Below are 2,006 nucleotides of genomic sequence, written 5' to 3' on the forward strand. Positions count from 1 at the left end.
CCTGCGTTCCGCAGTTGATGGCGGGTTCGTGGCACGGATGAGAGCGTTGTTGCAGGTCACGTACTTCCGTCCTGGTGGAACGGCCGGAATCGCCTAGTAACACGTTTCGCCTGACTACTGCGTGTTGACCTGCAGTGATGCTGTTAAGGTCTGGAACCATGTACGTACGGGCGACCACGCGGAAGAACAAGGACGGCTCGACCGTGCGCTACCTGCAGCTCGCGCACAACGAGTGGGACGCCGCCACACGCACCTCCCGCCCGCAGGTGCTGCACAGCTTCGGCCGCGAGGATCAGCTGGACCGCGCCGCCATCGAGCGACTGGTCGCCTCGCTCGCCAAGCTCCTGGACCCGGCCGCCGCCCTGCGGGCCACCTCCGGCTCGGACCTGACGTTCCTGGCGTCGCGGCCGATGGGCGGCGCCCACGCCCTGAACGGCCTGTGGCACCGCATCGGCATCGACACCGTCATGAAGAAGCTCCTGACGGGCCGCCGCCTGGACCCCGCCGCCGAGCGGGTGCTGTTCGCCCTGGTCGCCAACCGCGCGCTCGCCCCCAGCTCCAAACTCGCCGCCACCCGCTGGATCGAACACGACAGCCACATCCCCGGGCTTCCCGCCACCAGCGACGACGCCTGCTACCGGGCGATGGACTGGCTCCTGAAGATCGAGGACAAGCTCGCCGAAGAGGTCTACTGGCAGGTCGCCGACCTGCTCAACCTCGAAGTCGACCTACTGTTCTTCGACACCACCAGCACCTACTTCGAGACCGGCGAACCCGACACTCCCGCCGCCCGCGACGACCACGGCCGCCGCCTTGACCAACACCTGGACCAGGAAACAGAGTCGGACGAAAGCGCAGACGACGGCGACGGGAAGTCGTTCCGCGCATATGGGAAGAGCAAGGACCACCGCCCGGACCTGCCGCAGGTCGTCATCGGCATGGCCGTCACCCGCACCGGCATCCCGATCCGGGTTTGGAGCTGGCCGGGGAACACCGGGGACCAGGCGCTTATCCGCCAGGTTCGCGAGGATCTGCGCGAGTGGAAGCTGACCCGGGTCGTGTGGGTCGCTGACCGCGGTTTCGCCTCCGAGCAGAACCGGCGCTTCCTGCAGCGCGCCGGCGGCCACTACATTCTCGGCGAGAAGATCCGTTCCGGCTCGCCCGCCGCCCAGGCCGCCCTGTCCCGCCAGGGACGCTACGCGCACGTTGCCGACAACATGCAGGTCAAGCAGGTGCAACTCCCCGACACGGCCGACCGGTTCGTGATCTGCCACAACCCCGACCAGGCCAAGCGCGACGCCGCGATCCGCGCCGACCTACTGGCCCAGCTCGAAGAAGCGATCAAGGGCTCCGACAAGCTCAAGCCGCTCAAGCGTGCCGAACTACGCGGGAAGCTGTCCACCAAGCCCGGCCTGCACCGCTTCCTTCGCGCTACCCCCGGCGGCCTGCTGCGGATCGACAAGGCCGCGATCAAGGCCGAGGAACGCCTGGACGGCAAGTTCCTCCTGCGCTGCAGCGACCCGCACCTGTCCGCCGAGGACATCGCGACCGGCTACAAGCAGTTGCTGGAAGTCGAACGCGGCTGGCGCGACATGAAAACGATCATCGATCTGCGGCCCGTCTACCACCGCAAGGAAGACCGGATACGCGCCCATGTCCTGCTCTGCTGGCTGGCGTTGCTGCTGATCCGCATCGCCGAGACCACCTGCGACGACACCTGGCTGAACCTGCGCGAGGAACTCGAACGCATCCACGTCGGCACCTTCTCCGGCCCCGCCGGGACCTTCCGCCAGCGCACCGAGACCAGTGCCGCCCAGCGCGCCATCCTCGCCAAGCTCGGCGTCACCGAGCCCAAGCGCATCATCACCCTGGAACCCGGCACACCCGCCTGACCAGCACCAACGCCCCCGCCTAGACACACGCCGCCCCGGCGTGCGATCACGCGTATCCGCAGGTCAGCCCACATATTCGTGGACTAGAACGACACCTCAGCTGCGGAACTCAGG

At 67.5% G+C, this 2,006-nt stretch carries 1 protein-coding gene; it reads left to right on the forward strand.

The genetic code is table 11. The annotated features are described in order from the left end of the window. Positions 1-158 precede the first annotated feature (158 nt). Positions 159-1,892 carry an IS1634 family transposase gene (locus C7C46_RS31625; RefSeq protein WP_110673360.1) on the forward strand — a complete coding sequence of 578 codons (1,734 nt, stop codon included), beginning with the start codon at positions 159-161 and terminating at the stop codon, positions 1,890-1,892. Positions 1,893-2,006 lie beyond the last annotated feature (114 nt).

It is taken from the genome of Streptomyces tateyamensis, from assembly GCF_003205575.1.
Lineage (GTDB): Bacteria > Actinomycetota > Actinomycetes > Streptomycetales > Streptomycetaceae > Kitasatospora > Kitasatospora tateyamensis.

Excerpts from the sequence above, each read along its gene's own strand:
- C7C46_RS31625 (WP_110673360.1), top strand. The coding sequence starts at position 159 with ATGTACGTACGGGCGACCACGCGGAAGAACAAGGACGGCTCGACCGTG.